Source organism: Neorhizobium sp. P1_A6, from assembly GCF_056406795.1.
Genome location: NZ_JBFTZM010000004.1, coordinates 348,666 through 372,075 on the forward strand (window position 1 = coordinate 348,666; position 23,410 = coordinate 372,075).

At 60.8% G+C, this 23,410-nt stretch carries 27 protein-coding genes and 1 tRNA gene; 12 read left to right on the top strand and 16 right to left on the bottom strand.

The genetic code is table 11. The annotated features are described in order from the left end of the window. Window positions 1–156: 156 nt before the first annotated feature. Window positions 157–232 (bottom strand) — tRNA-Ile (locus tag AC1D3C_RS11075). A 242-nt stretch (window positions 233–474) separates the two neighbouring features. Between AC1D3C_RS11075 and AC1D3C_RS11080 the strand changes: the two genes are divergently transcribed. Further along, entirely contained in the window at window positions 475–1,224 is a 750-nt protein-coding gene (locus AC1D3C_RS11080) for an SIMPL domain-containing protein (RefSeq protein WP_477482910.1), read from the top strand. 164 nt (window positions 1,225–1,388) lie between these two features. Here AC1D3C_RS11080 and AC1D3C_RS11085 read toward each other — a convergent pair whose 3' ends face one another. The 6 genes from AC1D3C_RS11085 to AC1D3C_RS11110 form a co-directional block, all read right to left on the bottom strand. Beyond that, entirely contained in the window at window positions 1,389–1,745 is a 357-nt protein-coding gene (locus AC1D3C_RS11085) for a hypothetical protein (RefSeq protein WP_477482911.1), read from the bottom strand. 153 nt (window positions 1,746–1,898) lie between these two features. Beyond that, complete coding sequence (locus AC1D3C_RS11090; protein WP_477482912.1) at window positions 1,899–2,321, bottom strand: secondary thiamine-phosphate synthase enzyme YjbQ; 423 nt, start codon at window positions 2,319–2,321, stop codon at window positions 1,899–1,901. Window positions 2,322–2,402: 81 nt separating this feature from the next. Then, entirely contained in the window at window positions 2,403–2,756 is a 354-nt protein-coding gene (locus tag AC1D3C_RS11095; protein ID WP_038544106.1) for a DUF1428 domain-containing protein, read from the bottom strand. 148 nt (window positions 2,757–2,904) lie between these two features. After that, a complete protein-coding gene (locus AC1D3C_RS11100; protein ID WP_477482913.1) occupies window positions 2,905–3,303 on the bottom strand; it encodes a DUF427 domain-containing protein in 399 nt (132 codons plus the stop codon). 116 nt (window positions 3,304–3,419) lie between these two features. Then, window positions 3,420–4,460: a zinc-dependent alcohol dehydrogenase family protein gene (locus AC1D3C_RS11105; RefSeq protein WP_105400562.1), complete on the bottom strand. Its 1,041-nt coding sequence runs from the start codon at window positions 4,458–4,460 to the stop codon at window positions 3,420–3,422. A gap of 125 nt (window positions 4,461–4,585) precedes the next feature. Continuing rightward, the gene (locus AC1D3C_RS11110; RefSeq protein ID WP_477482914.1) at window positions 4,586–5,731 is read right to left on the bottom strand and encodes a DUF930 domain-containing protein; all 1,146 of its coding nucleotides are present in this window, start codon (window positions 5,729–5,731) and stop codon (window positions 4,586–4,588) included. Window positions 5,732–5,974: 243 nt separating this feature from the next. Here AC1D3C_RS11110 and AC1D3C_RS11115 point away from each other — a divergent pair, with 243 nt between their 5' ends. From AC1D3C_RS11115 to AC1D3C_RS11130, 4 genes are read left to right on the top strand one after another with little or no spacing between them, the layout of a single operon-like run. Continuing rightward, window positions 5,975–6,460, top strand: a complete 486-nt coding sequence (locus AC1D3C_RS11115) for a TetR/AcrR family transcriptional regulator (protein ID WP_477482915.1) — start codon at window positions 5,975–5,977, stop codon at window positions 6,458–6,460. Between the two features lie 17 nt (window positions 6,461–6,477). Next, window positions 6,478–6,810 carry a DMT family transporter gene (locus AC1D3C_RS11120; RefSeq protein WP_408962431.1) on the top strand — a complete coding sequence of 111 codons (333 nt, stop codon included), beginning with the start codon at window positions 6,478–6,480 and terminating at the stop codon, window positions 6,808–6,810. 54 nt (window positions 6,811–6,864) lie between these two features. Further along, window positions 6,865–7,107, top strand: a complete 243-nt coding sequence (locus AC1D3C_RS11125) for a type II toxin-antitoxin system Phd/YefM family antitoxin (protein WP_477482916.1) — start codon at window positions 6,865–6,867, stop codon at window positions 7,105–7,107. Next, window positions 7,107–7,529, top strand: coding sequence for a type II toxin-antitoxin system VapC family toxin (locus AC1D3C_RS11130; protein WP_477482917.1), 423 nt, complete (start codon window positions 7,107–7,109; stop codon window positions 7,527–7,529). Before AC1D3C_RS11125 ends, AC1D3C_RS11130 begins: the two co-directional genes overlap by 1 nt. 60 nt (window positions 7,530–7,589) lie before the next feature. Here AC1D3C_RS11130 and rpoD read toward each other — a convergent pair whose 3' ends face one another. The 3 genes from rpoD to dnaG form a co-directional block, all read right to left on the bottom strand. Beyond that, window positions 7,590–9,653, bottom strand: coding sequence for an RNA polymerase sigma factor RpoD (rpoD, locus tag AC1D3C_RS11135; RefSeq protein WP_038544121.1), 2,064 nt, complete (start codon window positions 9,651–9,653; stop codon window positions 7,590–7,592). A gap of 415 nt (window positions 9,654–10,068) precedes the next feature. Next, on the bottom strand, window positions 10,069–10,416 hold the full coding sequence (locus AC1D3C_RS11140) for a GFA family protein (protein WP_038544123.1): 348 nt from the start codon (window positions 10,414–10,416) through the stop codon (window positions 10,069–10,071). Window positions 10,417–10,505: 89 nt separating this feature from the next. Further along, window positions 10,506–12,512, bottom strand: coding sequence for a DNA primase (gene dnaG / locus AC1D3C_RS11145; RefSeq protein WP_477482918.1), 2,007 nt, complete (start codon window positions 12,510–12,512; stop codon window positions 10,506–10,508). A gap of 188 nt (window positions 12,513–12,700) precedes the next feature. On the opposite strand from dnaG, the gene AC1D3C_RS11150 reads away from it, so the two are divergent. After that, window positions 12,701–12,994, top strand: a complete 294-nt coding sequence (locus AC1D3C_RS11150; protein WP_477482919.1) for a BrnT family toxin — start codon at window positions 12,701–12,703, stop codon at window positions 12,992–12,994. Beyond that, on the top strand, window positions 12,957–13,289 hold the full coding sequence (locus AC1D3C_RS11155) for a BrnA antitoxin family protein (RefSeq protein WP_477482920.1): 333 nt from the start codon (window positions 12,957–12,959) through the stop codon (window positions 13,287–13,289). The genes AC1D3C_RS11150 and AC1D3C_RS11155 overlap by 38 nt, the downstream gene beginning before the upstream one ends. Window positions 13,290–13,620: 331 nt before the next feature. Here AC1D3C_RS11155 and AC1D3C_RS11160 read toward each other — a convergent pair whose 3' ends face one another. Then, window positions 13,621–14,073, bottom strand: a complete 453-nt coding sequence (locus AC1D3C_RS11160) for a GatB/YqeY domain-containing protein (protein WP_038544126.1) — start codon at window positions 14,071–14,073, stop codon at window positions 13,621–13,623. A gap of 324 nt (window positions 14,074–14,397) precedes the next feature. On the opposite strand from AC1D3C_RS11160, the gene carA reads away from it, so the two are divergent. Both carA and AC1D3C_RS11170 read left to right on the top strand, forming a co-directional pair. Continuing rightward, the gene (gene carA / locus AC1D3C_RS11165; protein ID WP_038544128.1) at window positions 14,398–15,603 is read left to right on the top strand and encodes a glutamine-hydrolyzing carbamoyl-phosphate synthase small subunit; all 1,206 of its coding nucleotides are present in this window, start codon (window positions 14,398–14,400) and stop codon (window positions 15,601–15,603) included. 99 nt (window positions 15,604–15,702) lie between these two features. Beyond that, window positions 15,703–16,053: an antibiotic biosynthesis monooxygenase gene (locus tag AC1D3C_RS11170; protein WP_247137129.1), complete on the top strand. Its 351-nt coding sequence runs from the start codon at window positions 15,703–15,705 to the stop codon at window positions 16,051–16,053. Window positions 16,054–16,078: 25 nt separating this feature from the next. Here the strand turns inward: AC1D3C_RS11170 and AC1D3C_RS11175 are convergent, their stop codons facing one another. Further along, complete coding sequence (locus AC1D3C_RS11175; protein WP_477482921.1) at window positions 16,079–17,476, bottom strand: MATE family efflux transporter; 1,398 nt, start codon at window positions 17,474–17,476, stop codon at window positions 16,079–16,081. A 128-nt stretch (window positions 17,477–17,604) separates the two neighbouring features. Continuing rightward, complete coding sequence (locus AC1D3C_RS11180) at window positions 17,605–18,864, bottom strand: TCR/Tet family MFS transporter (RefSeq protein WP_477482922.1); 1,260 nt, start codon at window positions 18,862–18,864, stop codon at window positions 17,605–17,607. A gap of 281 nt (window positions 18,865–19,145) precedes the next feature. Here AC1D3C_RS11180 and AC1D3C_RS11185 point away from each other — a divergent pair, with 281 nt between their 5' ends. Then, the gene (locus tag AC1D3C_RS11185) at window positions 19,146–19,517 is read left to right on the top strand and encodes a YbhB/YbcL family Raf kinase inhibitor-like protein (protein ID WP_477482923.1); all 372 of its coding nucleotides are present in this window, start codon (window positions 19,146–19,148) and stop codon (window positions 19,515–19,517) included. An 83-nt stretch (window positions 19,518–19,600) separates the two neighbouring features. Beyond that, a complete protein-coding gene (locus tag AC1D3C_RS11190) occupies window positions 19,601–20,080 on the top strand; it encodes a DUF2938 domain-containing protein (protein WP_247036428.1) in 480 nt (159 codons plus the stop codon). Here AC1D3C_RS11190 and AC1D3C_RS11195 read toward each other — a convergent pair. Further along, entirely contained in the window at window positions 20,077–20,400 is a 324-nt protein-coding gene (locus tag AC1D3C_RS11195) for an ArsR/SmtB family transcription factor (RefSeq protein WP_477482924.1), read from the bottom strand. The two genes, AC1D3C_RS11190 and AC1D3C_RS11195, sit on opposite strands and share 4 nt — an antisense overlap. 47 nt (window positions 20,401–20,447) lie before the next feature. Here AC1D3C_RS11195 and AC1D3C_RS11200 point away from each other — a divergent pair, with 47 nt between their 5' ends. Then, window positions 20,448–20,930: an SRPBCC domain-containing protein gene (locus tag AC1D3C_RS11200; RefSeq protein WP_477482925.1), complete on the top strand. Its 483-nt coding sequence runs from the start codon at window positions 20,448–20,450 to the stop codon at window positions 20,928–20,930. A gap of 131 nt (window positions 20,931–21,061) precedes the next feature. Here the strand turns inward: AC1D3C_RS11200 and ypfJ are convergent, their stop codons facing one another. After that, on the bottom strand, window positions 21,062–21,970 hold the full coding sequence (gene ypfJ / locus AC1D3C_RS11205) for a KPN_02809 family neutral zinc metallopeptidase (RefSeq protein WP_247137123.1): 909 nt from the start codon (window positions 21,968–21,970) through the stop codon (window positions 21,062–21,064). Window positions 21,971–22,064: 94 nt separating this feature from the next. Next, window positions 22,065–23,276 (bottom strand): MFS transporter, encoded by a 1,212-nt coding sequence (locus tag AC1D3C_RS11210; RefSeq protein ID WP_477482926.1) that lies wholly within the window; start codon window positions 23,274–23,276, stop codon window positions 22,065–22,067. Window positions 23,277–23,410: the final 134 nt, after the last annotated feature.

A 23,410-nucleotide genomic window follows, 5' to 3' on the forward strand; every position in this document is an offset into this window, starting at 1 on the left:
TATGTGCCCCGTCAGGCAGACGACGACATGATCTGGGATAAATCGACCTGGAGCAGAGGACATTGCAAACCATAGACAACCCGTTCGGCACGAGGTTGTCACCCATGTCTTAGGTACGTTTTGTTACCTATGTCTCCGGTCAGACAGACAGAGAATTGGTGGGCCCGGAGGGACTCGAACCCCCAACCAAGCGGTTATGAGCCGCCGGCTCTAACCATTGAGCTACAGGCCCGCCGATCCGGCAGAAGTGGGGCGCAATGGTCCGCCCTCACCCGGAGGTTCGCTCTAACGTAATTCATCGGAAGCCACAAGCCGTTGCCGCAATAGCTTCACAATCAACCGGCAGGTAGGCTCGTCTGGCGCGAATATGCCGAGCCGATTCCCGGTTGGATTTGTTCGCGGGGTAGATGCAACATGACGGGCGGGTCGAGGGAGAAACGTCCCTTCCGCCCGGACAGATCGGGGAGAACATCCATGCGCGCTGCGCTTTCGTCGTCACGTATCGTCCTTGCAGCCACATTTGCCGGTGCGATCGCCATTTCTTCTGCGGGTCAGGGTTTTGCCCAGGATGTCCGTCCCCGCGAACCGGTCATCAATGTGCTCGGCGAAGGCCAGGCCTCCGTGGCGCCCGACATGGCCATCCTGACGCTTGCGGTGGTTCGCAATGGCCAGACTGCGCAGGCCGCGCTTTCGGCCAGCAGCGCCGCCATGAAGGATGTGCTGTCGGCGCTGAAAAGCGACGGCATCGCCGATCGCGATATCCAGACCAGCAATCTCTCGATCTACCCGCAATACCGCCAGCCCGAGGCGAAGAACGGCGTCATGCAGCCGCCGCAGGTCATCGGTTATGAGGTCTCCAACACCTTGACCCTCAAGGTCCGCGATCTCGAGAAGCTCGGCGGCCTGATCGACCGTTCGGTGAAGCTCGGCGTCAACCAGGGCGGTCAGATCACCTTCACCAACGACAAGCCGGACGACACGATGACGGAGGCCCGCAAGAAGGCGGTCGCTGAGGCGCTTGCCAAGGCAAAGACGCTGACGGAAGCGGCCGGCGTCAAGCTTGGACGGATCCTGGAAATTAGCGAGAATTCCATGCGCCCCGCACCCCAGCCGATGATGCGCATGGCGATGGCCAAGGACATGGCCGCCGAGGCAGTTCCGGTCGCCGGCGGCGAAAACACCTATACGGTGACCGTCAACGTCACCTTTGCCCTCGAGCAATAATGACGGGTTGTCGAACAGAGCCGGACGCCCTTCCCAATGGCGCCCGCCCCCGTCCGGCAGATAAGGCGAAAAATAAAACGCCCCCACCAGATCGTCAGACCTGGTGGGGGCGCTTGTCCTCCGTCAACGGGCGATGGAGACGGAAGGGCTCTTTGGGTTAAAGCCTAGCGGCGGATGACCGGGCAGCCGCGCTCGTTGGCGAACAGGATGCGCTCCGGACCCCGATAACCGAAGCCGGCGACGACCACGACGCGGCGGCCGGCATCCACGACGCGGGCGCGGCGCAGGCCCATGCGGCTTGCCTTTTCTTCTGCCAGCCCCGGAGCGCAACCGCGCGGACCGCGATCCGGACGCCAGTCGCGATCGCCACCACGATCCGGGCGCCAATCGCGGTCACGGTCGCGATACTGCACCTGGATGGCGAAGTCCGGGCCGGCGGCAGCAGCCACCCGGGCCGTTGCGGAAAAGCCGGTGAAGGCGATGAGAGCGGCCGCGCCGGCTTTGACAATCATGCTGGTCATAAAATAGTTCTCCGAAATCCGGGCCGGGTTTCGCGGCCCCCAAGGTAATTGTTCTCGCCTTCCCCAGCGATTGGCGCGACCCTAGCCCAAGGGGTCTGAACAACATCCTAACCGGTCATTCAGCCGGTATTCATATCCTGCTTAAAGCCGGAATCATGGTGAAAGATGCAGCACGACCTGGCGGACATGCGGCTGGTCGCGATGCTCGAAGAGGTAGATGCCCTGCCAGGTGCCAAGCATCAACCGGCCGTCCTGGACGGGAATGCCGAGCGAAGTGGCGGTCAACGCCGCCTTGATATGCGCCGGCATGTCGTCTGGCCCTTCGGTCGTGTGGGTGACCCAGCGCATTTGGGGATCGGTGGTCGGCGGCACCAGGCGGGAGAAGAAGGTCTTCAGGTCGCGACGGACATCCGGATCGGCATTTTCCTGAATGATCAGGGAGCAGGACGTATGACGCACGAACACCGTAAGCAGCCCCTCGCCCACCTGCATGCGGCGCAAAAAGTCCTGCGCCGCGTCGGTGAATTCGTAGAGCCCCTGGCCGCTTGTGGAGATCGAAATCACGGTCTGGGACATGGAGGGATCCTTTATCGGCGAAGGCGCCAGCAGCAGAAATAGAAGCGCCGACAGTGAGACGGCACTCCTATCACCGGCGGTCTACAATGTCAGGAAGGGCTCGAAGCCACCGAAGATCATCCGTTTGCCGTCGAAGACCTGCGTCCACTCGTTTCCGGAGAACCGCTCGTCCTTCATCACCCTGGCATTGATCTCGTCCCGGCGGGCCCGGCTTTCATAGGTGATCCAGGAGAAGATGACCGTCTCGTCCTCCTTGGCCTGCACCGCCCGCGGAAACGAGGTGAGTTCCCCATAAGGCACGTCGTCGGCTAAGCATTCCACATAGGACAACGCGCCGTTTTCCATCCACACGGCGCCGGCTACGCGCGCCATGTCCTTGTAGCGTTCGAGATTGGCCTTGGGCACGGCAAGAATAAACCCGTCGACATAAGGCATGGTTTTCCTCCTTGGTTGGGTCACACCCCAAGGACGTGGGAATAACAGCGTAGTCGACAAGGGCAGAGGATTTTTCTTCACCCTTCAGGTTTTCTCCCGCACAAGCTCCGAAGGGCGGCAAGCGCGCGCTCGACCGCCCATCCGCCTGTCAGAACTGACCTGCTTCAGGCGCGCCAAGCTCCTCGATGGAATCGACCCGGTCCGGATAGAAGGCGACATGTTCCTTGATCCCGGAGACGGCTTCGTAAGGGTTTTCGTAGGACCAGATGGCATTCTTCGAACGTTCGCCGCCAGCCGGAATGCTGAAATAGGAAGCCTCTCCCTTATACGGGCAATAGCTCTGGTGGTCGGCCCGCTCAAGGAGCGACATATCCACATCTTTCCGCGGGATATAGTGGACCGGCGGATAGGAGGACTCGCGCAAGGTCAGCGAATTGACGCTGTCGGCGATCACCCTGCCGCCGAGCTTCACGACCACCCGCGAGGGGTTATGCTCGACGGTGATCGGGTGATCCGGCCCTGGAATTTTCTGTGCCCTGACATTCATGGTTCGTCCTTTCGGGTTCGACGCATGTGTTCGATATAGGGCGCCCCAAACCGCCGCCCAAGCGGCCGAAGCGGAATGCTCCGGCCATCGACGGCGAACAATCGCCGCGTCGCCCGTCAGAACGTGGTGATCACGCTGATGCCCGGCGTTTCGGATCTGTCCAACGTCATCAGGCCGGGCACTGCCTCTTCCAGGCTGATCCGCTTGGCGATCAGCTGCTGCGGCTTCATCTTGCCAGCCTTCAGCATGGCGAGCATCGCGTCGTAACGCCAGGCCTGCATGCCGTGGCTGCCATAGATTTCCAACTCGTGGCCGATCACCTGCGCCATCGGGATCGAGGGCGTGGCGTGCTCGCCGAGCATCAGCCCGACCTGCACATGCCTGCCGCGGCGGCGGAGATTCTTGATCGAATTGAAGCAGGTGACGGGATGGCCGAGCGCGTCGATCGACACATGCGCGCCACCCCCGGTGATCTCGCGAACCGCCTCAACGACATCGGCGACCGTGCTCGCATTGATGGTTGCGACCGCACCGCATTGGCGGGCGAACGCCAGCTTGTCTTCGGAAAGATCGATGCCGATCGCGTTCGCTCCAAGCGCCGTGGCGATCATGATCGCCGACAGGCCGACGCCGCCGCAGCCATGCACCGCGACCCAGTCGCCAGGCCCGGTGCGGGCCTGGTCGGCAACCGCCCGGAAGGAGGTGGCGAACCGGCAGCCGAGGCTCGCCGCCGTCGCATCGTCGATTTCTTCGGGCAGGTGCACGAGATTGGTGTCGGCATAGTCGATCGCCACATATTCGGCGAACGAGCCCCAATGGGTAAAGCCCGGCTGGAACTGGTTGGGGCAGACCTGCTGGTTGCCGGAATGGCATTCCGAACAATGGCCGCAGCCGGACACGAACGGCACCGTCACCCGATCGCCGATCTTGAAGCGCATGACGCCCTTGCCGGTCGCCACCACCTTGCCGGCCAGCTCATGGCCCGGCACATGCGGCAGCTTTATATCCGGATCATGCCCCATCCAGCCATGCCAGTCGCTGCGGCAGAGCCCGCTCGCGCCGACCTTGACCACGACACCGTCAAATGTCGGCTCCGGATCGGGAACATTGCGGATTTCCGGCGCCTTTTCAAAGGCATCGTAGAACATGGCTTTCATGGCAGGCCTCATCTTGAATGTGGCCGCAGCATAGTCGACGCGGCTTGCGGGTCAATCAACCCAAGCGGCGCCTTTTGCGATACCTGCGTCGACTACGTCACGACTAGGCGTGCGGAGGAGACTTCTTACAATTCTGGAAAGCCACGCTTGCGCCACTCACTTTGCGGCACTGGCGCACCGATATCGAATGCAAAGGACACGATCTTGGTTGCGTTGTCGTCGACCTCGCAGCGGAAACTCAGGTCGTACCACTGCGCATTGGCCCGGAATGCGCCCCGCCTGACTTCGAGGACAGTGCCGCTCGGTAGACGATAGGCCGGCAGCATTTCCGGTCTGTAGGATTGAGCGGAATGTCGCAGCTGCTCGCGAAGTTCCGTCGCGCAGAGCTGGCCGGCGCGCACCCCTCGCGGCACATCGCCCATCGCCGTCGTGGCAATAGCATCGCCCGTTTCGCTCTGCGAAAACAGCGTCTTCGCCTCGGTCAGTTCGACCGGCTTGCCGGGGGTCGGCGTCTTGGACGGGTCGCTCTTGGGCGACGCGGTTGGCGGCGCCGTCACGATCTCGGTCTTGGTCGCATCCGGCGAGGTGCCGGCAATGGGACCGTTCTGCAATCCGTTGGCTGCCGCAATGCCGACCTCAGGCAGATGGATATCGTCCGGCACCGGATTGGCCGGTGGTGCCTCCACGACGGTAGGCGCTTCCTTCGCCTGCTTTACCGGTTCGACGGATTTCGCTTCCGCCTTGCTCTCGGCAGGCGGGTTGGTCGTTTCCTTCGATGCATTACCGGTCAGAGACTTCTTCGGCCCAGCATCCTTCTCACCGAATTCAACGACGGGGCGCAGAATCGGCAAAGGCCGCGCCTTGGCCTCCTTGGCGGACGGCGGGGGCTCGGCGGGCTTTTCCTCAGGCGCCGGCGGAGGCGGCGGTGGCTCCTGCTTTTTCGCCTCCTCCTGCTTTGGCGGCGGGGGCGGCGGGGGTGGAGGCTCCGCCTTCTTAGCCTCTTCCTGTTTTGCAGGTTCCGGAGGTTTCTTCTCCTCCGGTTTCGCCTCCTCGGCCTTCTTTTCCTCGGGCTTCTTCTTCTCTTCCGGTTTCTTCTCGGGCTCTTCCGGCGGAGGCACGATTTCGACCTGGACGGTCTCCTCCTTCTGCGGCTCGGAGGAATCGGCCGGCAGGTGCAAGAACAGGGCCGCCACGAAAACGACATGCACCAGGATGGAGGCAGGAATGCCCCATCTTATGTCGCCGCGCGGCTTTCCAGATAAATCCGTCATGGCAGCGGATGTAAGATGGAAAGCCGGCCGGATCGAGTCCCCGAGCGATCAAAACAGCGCAAAATCCAGCTTTCCGGGAGCGAGTTGCGCCGCCGCCCCTCTCCCCATGGGATTTGGAAGGAATTTGCCGTTGCAAATAAACCGACCATACGGTATGTTTAACTCATGTCGAAAGCTCACAGACGCGAAAAACAGCCCGAACAAGTGCGGCGATCTCTTCTGGATCATGCCGCCCGATGCGCCGTGGACGAAGGTCTCGGCAGCCTGACCCTGCAGGCGGTCGCCGACGCTGCCTCCGTCACCAAGGGTGGGTTGCTGCACCATTTCCCGAGCAAACAGGCGCTGATCGAAGCCGTCTTCGAAGACCTGCTCGGCAAGCTCGATATGGAGATCGACCGGCTGATGAGCGAGGATGAAATCGGCCGGGGCCGGTTCACGCGCGCCTATGTCGACGCCTTTTTCCRGGTGACCCGCGACGGACCTGAAAGCCCCTGGGCTGCGCTGTCGATCTCCTGCATGACCGACGCGCGGCTCAGGCAAATCTGGTCGGAATGGATGCGCGATCGGCTCGCGCAACATGCGCAGACCGACAGTCATCCGGCCTTCAAACTCGCGCGCTACGCGGCCGACGGTATCTGGCTTGCCAATCTTATGGAGGCGGACGGTTTACCGGCAAAAGAACTCGCCGAACTCCGCGACCAGCTGCATAACCTCACGAAACAAGAGTAACGAAAATGAACCCGGCAATCCTCACCTACGGCTCGCTCGCCGGCGCAATCGTGCTGGAAGTCATCGGCACGACCTTCCTGCAGCAGAGCCAGCAGTTCACCCGCGCATTGCCGACCATCCTGATGGGGATGTGTTATGCGACTGCCTTCTATCTCCTGTCGATCGCATTGCGCACCCTGCCGGTCGGCATCGCCTACGCGATCTGGAGCGGCCTCGGCATCGTGCTGATCTCGGCCGTCGGCCTGATCCTGTTCCGCCAGACCCTCGACACCGCCGCCATCATCGGCCTCGGCCTGATCATCTCCGGCGTCGTGGTGGTCAACGTGTTTTCCGGTTCGGTCGGGCATTGATTGCGGAAATGGCGCTTCAGACGTATATTTGCAGAGATTGATCAGGAGATCACCATGACTGCGATCACTCTGGCGGAAGCGAAAGAAAAACTCGGCGAATTGATTGACCGCGTCGCCCAGGGCGAGACGGTTGAGATTACACGCGATGGTCAGCCTGTCGCGCAGCTTGCGCCTCCGCGGTTGAGAAAGCAGCCGATCGACTTCGAGATGCTCAAGGCGATCCGAGAGAAAATGCCTCCGCAAAGTGAAGACGCCGGAACATTCATGCGACGTTTCAGGGACGACGAGCGCTACTGATGTTCTACATCGATACATCAGCCCTGATTGCTTTGCTGGTGGGAGAGACATCCGTCGAAAGGGTGCTCGACTGGTTTGCGAAGAACGGAGACCGGCGAACTCTCGTCAGCGAGTGGACAATCACCGAGTTTTCGTCCGCACTCTCGGTGAAAGCGAGACRCGAACGAATGCCCCAGGAACTGCGGCAACTGGCACTGGCGGGATTCAATCGCATGGCCTCTCAATCCCTCGAAATACTCCCGATATTCTCTCGCCATTTCGTCGCGGCCGCGCGGCTCGCCGACGATATCGACGTTGGCCTCCGCTCGGGCGACGCACTGCATCTCGCCGTCGCAATGGAAGCCGGCGCGGAAATCATTACGCTGGACAAGCGGTTCGCTTCCGCGGCAAACGCCCTCGGCGGGCGCAGCATCCTCCTGTAACGGAAAAACCCGGCCTGCTCTCGCAAACCGGGTCTCTGATTTTCCAACCGCTGAAACCGCTCAGCTATCCAGGAAGCTCCGCAGCTTGCGGCTGCGGCTCGGATGCTTCAGCTTGCGCAACGCCTTCGCCTCGATCTGGCGGATACGTTCGCGGGTGACCGAGAACTGCTGGCCGACTTCTTCGAGCGTGTGGTCGGTGTTCATGCCGATGCCGAAGCGCATGCGCAGCACGCGTTCTTCACGCGGGGTCAGCGAGGCGAGAACACGGGTCGTCGTTTCGCGCAGGTTCGCCTGGATGGCGGCGTCGATCGGCAGAAGCGCGTTCTTGTCCTCGATGAAATCGCCGAGATGGCTATCCTCTTCGTCGCCCACGGGGGTTTCGAGCGAGATCGGCTCCTTGGCGATCTTCAGGACCTTGCGGACCTTTTCGAGCGGCATGGCGAGCTTTTCGGCCAGTTCTTCCGGGGTCGGCTCGCGGCCGATCTCGTGCAGCATCTGGCGCGATGTGCGGACGATCTTGTTGATCGTCTCGATCATGTGCACCGGAATGCGGATCGTGCGGGCCTGGTCGGCGATCGAACGGGTGATCGCCTGCCGGATCCACCACGTCGCATAGGTCGAGAACTTGTAACCGCGACGGTATTCGAACTTGTCGACCGCCTTCATCAGGCCGATATTGCCTTCCTGAATGAGGTCGAGGAACTGCAGACCGCGGTTCGTGTACTTCTTGGCGATCGAGATGACGAGGCGAAGGTTCGCTTCGACCATTTCCTTCTTGGCGATACGCGCTTCGCGCTCGCCCTTCTGCACCATCGAGACGATCCGGCGGAATTCGGCGATCGAGATGCCGGTTTCCGTCGCAAGGTTCTGGATCTCCTGGCGGATATCGCGGATCGTCGTGTTCTCGGCGCGCGCGAACTCCTTCCAGCCGCGGGCGGCCAGATTGGCGATCGACTTCATCCAGTTCGGATCGAGTTCCGCACCCTGGTACTGTTCGAGGAAACTATCACGCTTGACGCCGTAGGATTCGGCGAGACGCAACAGGCGGCCCTCGTTCTGCATCAGGCGCTTGGAGATGTCGTAAAGCTGCTCGACCAGAGAATCGACGCGATTCTGGTTGAGCGACAGCGACTTCACCGCGGTGATCAGCTCGTCCTTGAGTTCCTTGTAACGGCGCTCCTGGGCGGACGACAGCGTACCGGTTGCCGCCAGACGCTGCTCTACCTGCTGGTCCTGCAGCTTGCGCAGCTTCTTGTAGGTGTCGGCGATCGTGTCGAGCGTCTCCATGACCTGCGGACGCAGCTCGGCTTCCATCGCGGCAAGAGAAAGGCTCGACTCGTCGTCGTCCTCTTCCTCTTCCTCGAGGTTCATGCCTTCGCCGCCGACGGCGGTGATGTCGTCGTCATTGGCCGCGGAGAAGCGGGCCTTGCGGGTCTTTTCCTTTTCTTCGGCAGCCTTGCGGTCGGCCTCGATCTTTTCCGGGCTCTGGAACTGCGGCGCAGCCTTGGCTTCGGGACCCGAATAGGTCGTTTCGAGATCGATGATCTCGCGAAGCAGGGTCGTGCCTTCATTGAGTTCGTCACGCCAGATGATCAGCGCCTGGAAGGTGAGCGGGCTCTCACAGAGCCCGGCGATCATCGTTTCGCGGCCGGCCTCGATGCGCTTGGCGATCGCAATTTCGCCTTCGCGCGACAGAAGCTCGACGGAACCCATTTCGCGCAGATACATGCGCACCGGGTCGTCGGTACGGTCGGTCGGCTCTTTCTTCTTCGCAGTCGCGAGCGCGGTGCTGGAGGTGGTGGCGATTTCGCCGCCTTCGCTCTCGTTATCGTCGCTATCGCCGTCAGCATCATCGTCGCTGGCGGTGGCTTCTTCTGCCTCTTCGTCTTCGACGACGTTGATGCCCATGTCCGACAGCATCGCCATCGTGTCTTCGATCTGCTCGGAGGTGACTTCCTCCGACGGAAGGACCGAATTCAGCTCGTCCATGGTCACATAGCCGCGCTTCTTGGCGGCTTTGATCATCTTCTTGACGGCGTCGTCAGAAAGGTCGAGAAGCGGACCGTCGTGCGAGCCTTCGCGTTCGTTCTCAGCTTCTTCGTTTTCTTTGACTTTTGTTGCCATGTATTTAGTCACTTTCCCTGAACGCCACTTTCGCCGCGCTTCGTGGCCACCGGCTGAAGACGGGTTTGACCGCCTTTGCCGCGAATCACTGTCCAACACGTAACGGAATGACCTTTAATTCCCGATTACCATTCGGCGGCCGTTTTTGACTCAGGACCGTCCTACTAGAGGATCACCGGTCATGTTCGGTGCTATTGACCCACTCCGCCTATTTTGCCTGAAATGGTGATTCCCACAAATTAACGTTCCGTCAAGCTTTTCCATAGGTCATACCCAGGAAAAGTCGAAAATATGCCCTTTGAGGGGGTCTAATAGGGGTACGCTCACCAGATTTAACCGATATGTAGGCGGCAGGCCCTGAAAGACAAGGGTTTGCCTAGACATAAAGGTTTATGCTTTTGGTCCGGCATATTCCTTAGCGGGAAGCGCCGTCATACTGGGTTACCGTCAGTGTAGCAATGTCGATTTCCGGCACGCATCTCAGATTGATCGCCGCCATCTCCGTACCATTCGGCATCGTCGCCTCACTGAACGGCGCGATGCCGCAATAGGCGCAGAAGTAATGCGTGATCACATGCTTGTTGAACTGGTAGGAAGATAGTTTCTCCTGCGAGGTAGCGAGCTGGAACTGACTGCGCGGAACGAAAGCCAGCAACACCCCTTTGCGCCGGCAGAAAGAACAGTTGCACTCCATCGCCGTATCGAACTCGCCCTCCGCGTCGAAGGCGATATTGCCGCAATGACAGCTTCCGGTAATCCGCATCAAGCTCCCCGCTCAAGCGACTCGATGCCGCATAGGATAGAGCCGCGTCATCATTCGGCAAGGGCAGGATTTCACCAGCCGCAGGTCCCTCAGCCGTGGCTAACGGCCGCCCCCTTTACCCGGCCGGAAAGCACGCCGAACCCGTCGATGATCGCTTCCTGGTTTTCCATGCGGAGAATTTCGAGCTGGACTTCCGACAGCGCACGTAGCAGCGGCTCGATCTCGCCGGCATCGCCCGCTTCCGTCGTTTCGGCGATTTCTCGCTCCAGATCGATCTTCTGGAGCCTGAGCGCCTTGGTGCGCTTGTGCAACGAGAGCGCCTGGCGATACCCCTCGCGGGCATCCTCCAGCGCGGCGATCTCGGTCGCAGTCCAGAGCCGCGCGTTGCGCACCTGCTGGTCCAGCGACTTCAGGATGACATCAAACCCCTCGCCGGCAAGCCGCTGCATCAGGTATTCGCGTGACAGGTTGGCGCCCGCAGTCGCGGCTGCCGGCAACATCGCCGACCAGAAGCGCTGCAGGTCGCGGTTCTCGAAATCGATCGCGGCGATCTCGTCATATTCCTCCAGCAGCAACTGGGGATGATTGACGATGGTGAGCGCCAGCACGCTTTCCCGCAGTGCTGGCAGGTCGCGGTAACCACGCACGAGACCAGAGCGCGCAAGCCGGTCGGAAACGCCGGCGGCCCTTCCCGCAGCACGCGGCCCCTGCGGCGGGCCACCCTGCCCCGGCCTGCCACCAGCACCGCCGCCGCGCTGAAAATTCTGGCGCCGGTCGTTGCCGCCGCGCTGAGCCGGCGCGAAGAAGCTGTTCAGCCGGTCGCGGATGGCCTGCTGGTAATGGCGGCGCACATTCTCGTCGGCGATGACGGAAACGATCTGCTTCAGCCGCGCCTCGAGTTCGGCACGCTTTTCCGGCGTATCGAAGCTTGCCGAAGCCGCCTCGCGCTGCCAGATCATCTCCACCAGCGGCTTTGCTTCGTTGAGCACCTTGTCGAAGGGCGCGCGGCCTTCATGGCGAACGAGATCGTCCGGATCCTTGCCATCGGGAAGCAGGGCGAAACGCACCGATTTTCCCGGTTTCAGGAACGGTAGCGCCAGATCCGCGGCACGGCTTGCTGCCCTGAGGCCGGCGCCGTCGCCGTCAAAGCAGAGCACCGGCTGGGGGGTCATCCGCCAGAGAAGCTCGAGCTGGTTTTCGGTAAGCGCCGTGCCGAGCGGCGCCACGGCATTTTCGACGCCCGCCTGGTGCAGCGCGATCACGTCCATATAACCTTCGACGGCGATGATCGTGCCTTCGCCCTGTCCGGGCTTGCCGACACCCTGAGCCCGTCGTGCCCGTGAAAAATTGTAGAGCACCTGCCCCTTGTGGAAGAGTTCGGTCTCGTTGGAATTCAGATATTTCGCCGGCGCATCCGGCGCCATGGCACGGCCGCCGAACGCGATCACCTTTTCCCGCGACGACAGGATCGGGAACATTATACGATCGCGAAAGCGGTCGTAGGAGACGGCGATCCCCTCCCCATGCACGACAAGGCCGCAAGCCTCGATCTGGTCCTTCGGCACGCCTTTGGCGGCCAGATGTTCTTTGAGCGCATTGCGGCTTTCCGGCGCATAGCCGAGGCGGAAGGTCTCGATGGTACGGCCGGTCAGCCCGCGATCGCGCAAATAGGCGCGCGCTTTCGCCCCGACGGCGCTCTGGAGCTGATCCTGGAAAAATTGCGTCGCCAGCTCCATGACGTCGAGCAGCGTCGTGCGTTCCTTCTCGCGCTTTTCGGCCTGGGGGTCCGGCTGCGGCATGGCGATGCCGGCCATGTCTGCGACAGTCTGCACCGCTTCGGGAAAACTCTGCCCTTCCAGATCGGTCAGGAACCGGAAATGGTCGCCTGTGACACCGCAGCCGAAGCAGTGGTATCGGCCCTTGCGGTCCTCGCAATGGAAGCTGGGGCTCTTCTCACCATGGAAGGGGCAGCAGGCCCAGTAGTCGCCGCGCGAGACGTTGGTTTTCTTGCGATCCCACGTCACCCGCCGGCCGATCACGCCAGATATCGGCACGCGGTCGCGAATCTCGTCGAGAAAACTGTTGGAAAAGCGCATCTTCACCTCTGCTTGGCGTCCATATAAGCACGGCTCGAAAGGAACGCCACCAACAAGAGAAATGCTGCCCGCTATTCACAGGCAAGCTGTCCAAAGGCTTGACTAACTTGCGCCTCTGTATATACATATTGCCTATACACATGGCGCATTACGTGCCTGAAGGCAACTGAAGTCTTTTAGGTATCGTTATGAATCGTGAGCAAGAACCGCTCTCCCTCTTCGAGCGGAATGAAGGCAAGCGGAGAACCAATCTTGAAAAGCATCAGATCGATTTCGAAGATGTGGTGTTCGCCCTCCAAGAGCCCCGTCTCGAACTTCGCTCGGATCGAAATGGAGAAGTCCGCACCCTTGCAATTTGTCCCGATACGGATCGCCTCATAGCCGTCGTTTATACCATGAGAGGCGAAAAATGCCGGATCATCTCAGCACGGGCGGCCAGACAGAATGAGCAAAGACTCTATTACGACCGTTACCGTCGATGAACTTCGCTTGAAGCGTGCCCAAGGCGAAAAAAGCCAGACCGACTGGGCGCGTATCGACGCCATGACCGATGAGGATATCGACCGCGCGATTGCGGACGATCCCGATTGGGCGGAGTTCAAGGATATCGACTGGTCCAAGGCCGTGCTCGTCGTGCCGAAGCCCAAAAAGTCAATCTCTCTTCGCGTGGATGAGGACGTCATCGATTTCTTTAAGTCCACCGGCAAAGGTTACCAGACCCGCATCAACGCGGTGCTCAGGCACTACATGCGCGAACAGAAGAGTCACAAGAAATGACGCTCCCATGCTTCGATATTCGGCAAATTTCAGGCCGGAAACAAGCAATCCGGATTATTTTTTTGTAATTTGCAAACGCAGATTGGCGCATCTAGCCTCACCTCAAAATCGAAAGCGTCGACGCCCCCAGCGAAAATGCCATCGGGCACGGCCTTTTCGACCGTGCAGCTCCTTCGCTCTTCGGACGGGACGTGTCGCAGTGTATCGCAGCGCCCCGGACCATCTCGCCGGCGGCAAGTCCGCAGTCGGCCGGCAAGATCCGAAAGAGCAAAAAGGCGGGAATCCGGTCACCGGATTCCCGCCTTTCGTTTACCGGCCTCAAAAGGGCCGCCTACTTCAAAAGCTCTTTCACCACGCCGGAAGCCTTGGCGAAATCCATCTGGCCCGGATGCTTTTCCTTCAGCACCGCCATGACTTTGCCCATGTCGCGCAGGCCTTGGGCGCCCGACTCGGCAATCGCCGCCTTGATCAATTCCTGCACCGTCTCGTCCGAAAGCTGCTCGGGCATGAAACCCTTGATGACGTCGATTTCCTCGCGCTCTTGCGTCGCAAGTTCGGCACGGCCGGCGTCTTCGTAGATCTTCGCTGATTCCTCGCGCTGCTTCACCATCTTCTGCAGGATCTGCAGGATATCGTCGTCGCTGACCGGGTCCTTGCCGAGACCGCGATTGGCGATATCGCGATCCTTGATCGCGGTCTGGATCAGCCGCACGGTCGAAAGCCGGCGGGTTTCCCTGGCCCTCATAGCGTCCTTGAGCGCATCCGAAAGCTTGTCGCGCAACATCATTTTTCTCCTTGGGAAAAGCCTGGGCGCAGGCATCGTGAATTGCGGCTTTTCCTTGGCATTCACACCGCTGTCATAGACGACGGGCCGGAGGCGATCAAATCAATTCGCCCAAATCCTTGAATCCGATGGCTTATAATCCCCATGGAATTCTTCGGCGCCGAGATTGACCACCTCGCCTGCTTTGTCTATTTTCCGGCACCTGCACGAGATTTAGAGGTTAGGGCTTGCGCCGGGATTCCGCGCGCCCGTCTCCCACGACCATAAATGGCCCTCGCAGCCTGTCTCTTCAAGGGACGGGACCGGTGAGGCAGAAGGATGGATATGACCGCGACCGCTCCCTGGACCACCAAGAAACCCACCGCATTGCTCGTTCTGGCCGATGGCACCGTGATCGAAGGAACCGGAATCGGCGCAACCGGCAAGGTGCCGGCCGAAGTGGTATTCAACACCGCGCTGACCGGTTACCAGGAGATCCTGACTGACCCTTCCTATCTCGGCCAGATCGTCACCTTCACCTTCCCGCATATCGGCAATATCGGCACAAACGAAGAAGACGTCGAGGACCTGACGCCGGCAGCTCGCCGCGGCGCGGTCGGCACCATCTTCAAGGCCGACATCACCGAACCCTCCAACTACCGCGCCTCTAAGGATCTCGACGGCTGGCTGAAAGCCCGTGGCATCATCGGCCTTTCGGGCATCGACACCCGCGCGCTCACCGCCTGGATCCGCCAGAACGGCGCACCGAACGCCGTCATCGCCCATGACCCCAACGGCGTCTTCGATATCGAGGCTCTGAAGGCCGAAGCTCGCGCCTGGAGCGGGCTCGAAGGCCTCGACCTCGCCAAGGAAGCCACCTCCGGCCAGTCCTCGCAATGGAACCAGAAGCCCTGGGTCTGGAACGAAGGGTATGAAGACCTGAAGCCGGAAGACGCAAAATACCATATCGTCTGCGTCGACTACGGCGTGAAGCGCAACATCCTGCGCCTTTTCGCTGGCCTCGACTGCAAGGTGACGGTGGTGCCCGCCCAGACCTCTGCGGAAGACATCATGGCTCTGAAGCCGGATGGCATCTTCCTGTCGAACGGCCCGGGCGACCCGGCCGCGACCGGCGAATATGCCGTGCCGGTCATCAGGGACGTCATCAAGACGGATATCCCGACCTTCGGCATCTGCCTTGGCCACCAGATGCTCGGCCTGGCGCTCGGCGCCAAGACCGAAAAGATGCATCAGGGCCATCACGGCGCCAACCATCCGGTCAAGGACCACACCACCGGCAAGGTCGAGATCGTCTCGATGAATCACGGCTTCGCGGTGGATTCGAAGTCTCTGCCGCAAGGCGTTGAGGAGACTCACATTTCCCTCTTCGACGGCAGCAATTGCGGCCTGCGCGTCACCGGCAAGCAGGTGTTCTCGGTCCAGCATCATCCGGAAGCCTCGCCCGGCCCGCAGGACAGCCACTATCTCTTCCGTCGCTTCATCAACATGGTGCGCGAGAAGAAGGGCGAACCTGCCCTCGCCGAGCGCTGAATTCGGGCGCCCTTAAAAAATCCGCAGCCGCCTATTGACCTCAACATTGGTTGAGGTCCCATAAACGCCCCTGTTCAAGATCGAGCAGGGGTTTTTCATATGAGCGAAATACAGAATCGACGCATTTTTCGCGTCAACAGGTTTGCGGTCCCGGTCGAAGGGCGCGAAGAATTCATGGCGTTGGTTCACAGGACGCATAAGGTTATCCGCGCCCAGCCGGGATTCGTCGACGATCTGATCCTGGAACAGGCTTCCAGCGCCGGACTATTCAACGTCATCACCATCCTCCAGTTCGAAGGCGAGCACGCTCTTCAGCCGGTCATTGCCGCAGTCGCAAAATCCGATGAGGAGGCAGGCATCGATAGGCAGGCGTTGAGCCGACGCCTCGGCGTAGAGACCAATGTCGGCTTCTACCACAGGGCGGTTTTACAAGAGCTCCAACCGGCCTGACCAACAAAGACGGTCCGCTGGCTCTTCAGCGGGTCGTTCTGGCCTGGCGTCTCACCAGCAGCCAGAAGCGGCCGCAAAGCAGAACCGCGGCCGCTGCGAGGCCGGTGACGAAGCCAAACCAGACGCCTTCGCCGCGAAACCCGAGCGGGAACGCGAAGACCCAGGCGCAGGCGAAACCGATCGGCCAATAGGCGATCAGCGCCAGCACCATTGGCACCCTGGTGTCCTTGAGGCCACGCAACAGGCTGGCCCCAACCACCTGTAGCCCGTCGACCAGCTGGAAAGCCCCGGCGATGACGATCAGCGGCACCGCCAATTTCAGCACGGTCGCGGCGTCCTCCTTGCGTGTATCCAGGAACAGATTGCCGAAGAAGTGCGGGATCGTCGCATACAGCACGCTGCCGATTGTGGTGAACAGGACGCTGACCGCAAGCACGGCAAGCGCCGCCCGCTTGACGCCTAGAAGATCACCGCGGCCATTGGCCAGCCCGACGCGCACCGTCGCCACCTGCGACAGGCCGAGCGGGATCATGAAGGCGATCGCTGCGAGCTGCAGCGCGATGCCGTGGGCTGCGAGTTCCAGCTTGCCGATGATGCCCATCAGCAGGGAGGCAGCCGAAAACAGGCTGGTTTCCGCCAGAATGGTGAAGCTGATCGGCAGGCCGAGCACGACGATCTCGCGCACCATGCTCCAGTCCGGCCGCCAGAAGCGCACGAAGATCTCGTAAGCGCGCATCTTCGGCTGGCTTTCCACATAAAGGAGAGCGGCCACGAAACCGAACAGGTTGGCGGCGACGGAAGCGATTGCCGCCCCGTGCAGGCCCATTTCCGGTGCACCGAAATGACCGAAGATCAGCAGATAGGCAAGGCTGGCATTGATGAGGAACATCACGATCGTGACGTAAAGCACGATGCCGCCCTTCTCGAGCCCGGTGACGAAGCTTCGAAGCGCCATCAGCCCGAGCGCGGGGAAAATGCCCCATTGGGCGATGCGCAAATAGCTCTGTGCATTTGCCGCGACATCCGGCTGCTGCCCGAGTGCCAGAAGGATGGGTGCCGAGAACCACAGAATCGGCGCCGTCAGCACCCCGAACGCAAGCACGATCCACAGCCCCATGCGAACCGACCGACGCACCGAGCGGCTATCGCCATGCCCGAGCGCCTGCGCCACCATCGGCACCACGGCGCTGGTGAAACCGGTGCCGAAGATGAAGACCAGGAAGAACATCTGCGTGGCGAGCACGACGGAGGCGAGTTCGGTCGTGCCGAGCCAGCCGACCAGGATGACGTCGGTCGTATTGATCGCCATCTGTGCCAGCTGCGCGCCGACCAGCGGCACGCCGAGGGCAAGGGTCGCGCGCATATGCGTGGACCAGGAATTGTCCGTCACCGTCACAGCCATGGTGGTGGAAAGGCTCGACATGACACTCCTCCGCAGACGAAAAAAGCCGCTTCCAGAAACTGGCGAGCGGCGGATGACACAGCCTATAGAGGAGCATCATCCGTGCGGCAACACTTACAGGCGATTCAGCAGTATTTTTGGACGTTTCTTCAAGAAATCTGATGCGTGAGCTCGGTTTCGCGCCCGATCACCTGTGTTTTCCGTGAAATCCGGCTCAGGAACACCAAAATGGCACAAGCCATGAAAATCGCCGCCATCATGTATGGCGCGCCCGCGAACTCCATTTTCGCATGCTCCCCCGTGAAGGCGCTGAACAGCTGCGTGAAGATCGCCGGACCGACGATCGTGGTCAGGCTGGTGAGGCTCGTCATCGCGCCCTGCAGCTCCCCTTGGGCCGACGGCGGCACCTTGGCCGAAGCAATGCTGCGCAGCGCCGGATCGGCGATGTTCTCGATCGTCGTCACAAGGATGACGGCATAGACCATCCACCCCTGCCACGCGAAGGCATAACCGGTAAGGCCGAGGCAGCAGAAACAAAGCCCGAGCACCGCAGTCTTCCATTCGCCGAGCACAGGTACCAGTTTCGGCAGGATGAAGCCCATGACAAACGCGGCGCAGATACCGAACAGACCGAGCGACAGGCCGATCTGCCCCTCGCTCCAGCCGTAACGATAGGTGGACACGAAGGACCAGACGGACGGATAGACCGCGTGCGCCAACCAATAGAGGAACATCACCAGCATGATCCAGCCGATGCCCGGATAATGGCGCATCTGGCGCAGCGCACCGAGCGGATTGGCGCGCTTCAACTCGAACTTGCGGCGGTTCGCCTTGTCGAGCGTCTCCGGCAGCAGGAACCAGGAGGCGACGAAATTGGCAAGCGACAAGAGCCCGGCGCCAAGGAACGGCACACGCGGCCCGAGTTCGCCGAGCACCCCTCCGATCACCGGCCCGACAGTGAACCCGACGCCGAAGGCGATCCCGATCAGGCCAAAGTTCTTGGCGCGATTTTTCTCATTGCTGATATCGGCAATATAGGCCGAGCAGGTGGCAAAACTGCCGCCGGAAATGCCGGCCAGCACACGACCGACGAACAGCATCCAGAAACTGGTGGCGGCCGCGCAGATCAGGTTGTCGAGAGCGAAGGTGAGGACCGAGGCGAGCAGGATTGGCCGCCGGCCGAAACGGTCGCTGAGATTGCCGAGCAGCGGCGCAAACAGAAACTGCATGCCGGAGTAGATAAGCAGCAGCCAGCCGCCGTCGACGGCCGCCGCACTCATGTCGTCGCCGGTCAGCTCGCGCAGGAAGGTCGGCAGCACCGGCATGATGATTGCGATCCCGATGATATCCAGAAACAGGATCATGAAGACGAGGAAAAGGCCTCGGCGGACAAATTTCGGGTCGAGCATTAAATGTCTCTCTAGCAATGGTGTTTTCTTGAAAGACGATCAATTCGCCGGGCTGCCTACATAGCGGTAAAGGAAAACCGAAACAATACGTGAACATTTCAAAGTTTTTGATGAAAGGCACAACCGCAATGCATGGTCATGCAGCCCGGCGCTCCTCTGCTTCCAGAACGTTAGTTCCTCAGCCCGGCCATCCACCATTTATGCGCGACCTCCGTTGACAGATGCACGCGAAAGCCTAGTCTACCTCCTGTTGCTTCGACCGTGATCGATTGGGGATTGTCATGCGCGGATTGATGGTGATCGCATTTCTCCTGGCATCGTGTACCGCCGCGATGGCGGATATGAAGGTCTCCTTCGACTGGGGACCGACAAAAAAATGTTTCGATTCGAAATCGCCGCCGATCTCGCTGTCGGGCGTGCCGGCCGGCACCAAGGCGCTCGATATCCGCATGAAGGATATGAACGCGCCGGAGTATAACCACGGCGGCGGCAAGGTGGACTATTCCGGCCAGAAATCACTCGCCTACGGCGCCTTCAGCTATACCGGCCCCTGCCCGCCGTCCGGTAAGCACAAATACCGATTCACGGTGAATGCTCTGGACGCCGGCGGCAAGACGCTGGCGACCGCCACCGCCGACAAGATGTTTCCCTAGTCTCGGAGCCCGGAGGATCTCGACAGCCCAAACCGGACCTCATAGAGATTGGAATTGAACTTCCCTCTCTCCGGCGGCCTCTCATGATCGAACTTCTCTGGCGCGGCATTCTCATCGGGCTCGGCGCCACCATCCTGATGGACCTCTGGGCGATCGTGCTGAACAGAGTCTTCGGCCAGCCCAAGGCCAACTGGGCTCCGGCCGGGCGCTGGTTCTGGCACCTGCACCGCGGAAAGGTGTTTCACGACAGCATCGCGGCAGCCGAACCCTACGAACATGAACTGGCTCTCGGCTGGGCCGGCCATTACGCCATCGGTGTTCTCTACGGTCTGATCCTCGCCCTGGTCATGGGGCAGAACTGGTTCGCTGCGCCCACCTTCATTCCCGCCTGGATCCTCGGCATCGTCACCATCGGCGCCGGCTGGTTCCTGATGCAGCCGGGCCTCGGCCTCGGCTGGGCCGCCTCGAAGACACCGAGGCCGAACAAGGTTCGCTTTCTCAATTTCGCCGCCCACACCGTTTTCGCGCTTGGGCTTTACGGCACGGCGCTGTTGATCCGCTAGTCTTCCAGATCCCGTCTCATCCGGTCGAGCATATCCACGGCATGCGCCGCATAGGCGCCGATCCAGCGGTCGTGGATCGCCTTGATCGGCAGCGGGTTCAGATGGTTCCAGCGCTCCCGGCCCTCGCGCTTCACCAGCACCAGGTCGGCCCCCTCCAGAACTTTCAGATGCTGCATGACGGTGCAGCGGTCGAGCTTCGGAAACCGGGCACAGAGATCGCCCGTCGTCTGCGGCCGATCCTTCAGCTCGTCCAAAATCTCCCTGCGAACCGGAGCCGCTAGAGCCTTGAAAATACGGTCGTTTTTTTCACTGCTTGACATGTTATATTTTTATAACATAATGCAGGGAGAAACAAGGGAGAAAGATCATGGAACTGAAATTCAAGGTATCCGGCCGGATTTCAAAACCGGTCAAGGAAGTGTTCGAGGCCGTCGCCGATCCCAAAAAGCTTTCGGGTTATTTCACCACTGGCGGCGCCAAGGGGCGGCTGGAGACCGGCACCATCGTCACGTGGGATTTCGCCGATTTTCCCGGGGCGTTTCCGGTGGAGGTCGTCGAGGTGGAGGAGAACAGGAAGATTGTCTTGCGCTGGGATGCCAATGACGACGACCCCACAACCCATCCAGTTCCTTCAGAGGCTAAAAACACCTACAAAACGACCATCACCATGACCTTTGAGCCACTGGAGGGTGACCGCACGCTGGTGACGATCGCCGAGGAAGGCTGGCGCGAAACACCCGGCGGACTTTCTGCCTCCTACGGCAACTGTCAGGGCTGGTCGCAGATGCTCTGCGCCTTGAAGGCCTATGTGGAATACGGCATCAACCTGCGCGAGGGGATGTATAAGTGATTTGGCTCTTGAGGGTGCCGCTTATTTGGAAGCGGGGATCGTGCTTCTTGTGATCTCCCCACCTGAGGGGGAGATGCCCGGCAGGGCAGAGGGGGGCGATCTGGCTCCGCCCTCTCCTACAGGTCTGGAAGCTAAACATTCCCCGAGAACGTATCGCAGGCCTTCATGTCGCCCGTGTCGAACCCGCGCTTGAACCAGCGTGCGCGCTGCGCCGAAGTGCCGTGGTTGAAACTTTCCGGCACGACATAGCCCTGGCTGCGCTTCTGCAGCGTGTCGTCGCCGATCTGCTGGGCGGCGTTCAGCGCCTCTTCGAGGTCGCCGGTATCGAGAATGCCCTTCTGCTGGGTGAACTTGCCCCAGACGCCGGCAAAGCAGTCGGCCTGCAGCTCGACGCGCACCGACATGCGGTTGGCATCGGCCTCGCTCATCCGCTGGCGGGCCTGGTTGAATTTCGGCAGGATGCCGAGAAGGTTCTGCACGTGGTGGCCGACCTCATGGGCGATCACATAGGCCTCTGCAAAGTCGCCCGCAGCATCGAAACGCTGTTCCAGCTCCCTGAAGAAATTGGTGTCGAGATAAAGCTTGTGGTCGCCGGGGCAATAGAAGGGTCCTGTCGCGGAAGACGCAAATCCGCAAGCCGAGTTCACCTTGCCGGAAAACAACACCAATGTCGGCTCCTGATACTGCTGACCGTTGGCCTGGAAAATGCCGTTCCAGGTATCTTCCGTCTCCGCCAGCACGGTGCGCACGAACGCTGTCGTGTCGTCATTGGCCGGCGTGCGGTTGCCGGTCGTCTGCTGCTGTTCGAAACCCGAACCGTCCATGCCGAGCTCGCCTGATAGCAGCGAGAGCGGGTTGATGCCGGTGATCCAGCAGATGATCAGGATGACGATGATCCCGCCGATGCCGAGCCCTCCGCCACGGCGGCCACCGCCACCGATCGGGATGCGCAGGCCGCCGCGACCAAGCGGACTGCCGTCCATGGAAGCGCCGCGCTGGTCCTCGACATTGTCCGATTGCCGGCGCCCTCTCCATTCCATGTCGTGCTCTCCTGTTCGACCGAATCCTGGCCGATATAACGCTGGCGGCCGCAAAAGCGATCCGTCCCCGCATCACATAGCCGAAGATTCGTCTTCAGGCGACCCGCAGCGCCTTTTTGCCCGGCAGGAAAACCGTCAGTAATCCGAATACCGGCAGGAAGGCGCAGACATTGTAGACGAAGGTGATGCCGTAACGGTCGGCAAAGATGCCGAGCACCGCCGCGGCGATGCCGCCGATCCCGAAGGCGATCCCGAAAAAGATGCCGGCGATCATCCCCACCCGGCCCGGCACCAGTTCCTGCGCCATCACCACGATCGCCGGGAAGGACGATGCCATGATAAAACCGATGATCGCCGAAAGCGCGATCGTCACCGGCAGGTTGGCAAACGGCATAGCGAGCGTGAACGGCAGCACGCCGAGGATCGAGAACCAGATCACCACCTTGGAGCCGAACTTGTCGCCGACCAGCCCGCCGATGACCGTGCCGAGCGCGACGGCGCCGAGGAAGATGAACAGCATGATCTGCGACTGCTGCACCGTCACCTGGAAGCGCTCGATGACGAAGAATGTATAATAACTGCTGATCGACGCCATGTATGCGTTCTTGGAGAAGGTCAGGATGGTCAGCACGATGAGCGAGACGGTCACCGTCCGCTTTGAAAGGTTATGGGCCTTCAGCACCCGCTTGCGGCCGTGGTTGGCGAGCATATGCGCCTTGTACCAGCGCGCCACCCACGACAGGACGACAATGCCGAGCAGCGCGATTCCCGAGAACCAGGCAACGCTGCCCTGACCGTTCGGCACGATGATGAAGGCTGCGAGCAACGGGCCGATCGACTGGCCGAAATTACCGCCGACCTGGAAGACCGACTGCGCCATCCCGTAACGGCCGCCGGAAGCGAGCCGCGCCACACGTGAGGATTCCGGATGGAAGACGGCCGAGCCGATGCCGATCAGCGAGGCGGAGATCACCAGCACCCCATAGGAATGCGCGTTCGCCAGCATGAACAGGCCGATGAAGGTCGAGCCCATGCCGACCGGCAGAGAATAGGGGAACGGCTTCTTGTCGGTGATGATGCCGATCACCGGCTGCAGCAGCGAGGCCGTGCATTGGAAGGCAAGCGTCAATATGCCGATCTGCCAGAAATCGAGCGCATAATCCGTCTTCAGCATCGGATAGATCGCTGAGATCATCGACTGCATGATGTCGTTGATCATATGGCAGAAGCTGACCGCCAGAATGATCGGCAGGATCGTCACTTCGGCGGCAGTTGCGGAAACGGGTTTGGATGTTGCATCGGCCATTGAATTTCCTCCGCGCAAGCGGTCGTCATCGCGGATGGCCGTTGCTGCAAGTGTCTTGGTTGCAGCTCTAATCCCGCAAGCCGGGCCTGTCCATGACAGGAAGGCGCCGAACGGTACGCTTCGAGGAAATTCTT